1 pseudogene is annotated in these 586 nt (G+C 78.3%); it reads left to right on the top strand.

The annotated features are described in order from the left end of the window. A pseudogene (locus tag Cpa01nite_RS18400) lies at positions 1-511 on the top strand (alkaline phosphatase); the annotation flags it as partial. Positions 512-586 lie beyond the last annotated feature (75 nt).

Raw genomic sequence — 586 nt, 5'->3', positions numbered from 1 at the left:
GCCGGAGGCCGGCGAGATCCCGCTGACCGCCACCGTGCCGCAGGCCGGCGAGGTCGAGGGCTCGCTGACCATGTCGGTGGCCGACTTCGGCGAGGGCGTGGCCCTCGGCGGCGGCGCCAACGTCGGCGACAAGCTCCGGTTCGGCGGCGCGCTGCCGACCGTGTCGGTGACCGACTCCCGCTCCAACGCCCAGGCGGGCGCCGGCGGCTGGACCGTCTCCGGCCAGGCGGCGGACCTGTCCACCGGCTCGCAGATCCTGCGGGCGCAGCACCTCGGCTGGACCCCGGGCCTGCTCACCACGAAGCCCGGCGTCACCCCCGGCTCGCCGGTCGCGACCGTGCTCGGCGGCGGCGAGGGCCTCGCCACTCCGGCCACGCTCGCCACGGCGACCTCGGACGGCCGCCTCGGCACCACCGACCTGACCGCCGAGCTGAACCTCGAGGTCCCGGTCGACACCCGCGCCGGCGAGTACGCCGGCTCGCTCACGGTGTCGCTCTTCCCGGTCGACTGACCGCACCGCGGGGGTCCGGCGCAGCCGCTGCGGCGCGCCGGGCCCCCGCCCCGCCCTCCCCCACCTCCCCGTCCC

The sequence above is a fragment of the Cellulomonas pakistanensis genome, assembly GCF_016862755.1.
GTDB lineage: Bacteria > Actinomycetota > Actinomycetes > Actinomycetales > Cellulomonadaceae > Cellulomonas > Cellulomonas pakistanensis.
The sequence above is the reverse complement of the archived record's forward strand: the minus strand, read 5'-3'. Positions and strand labels throughout refer to the sequence as shown.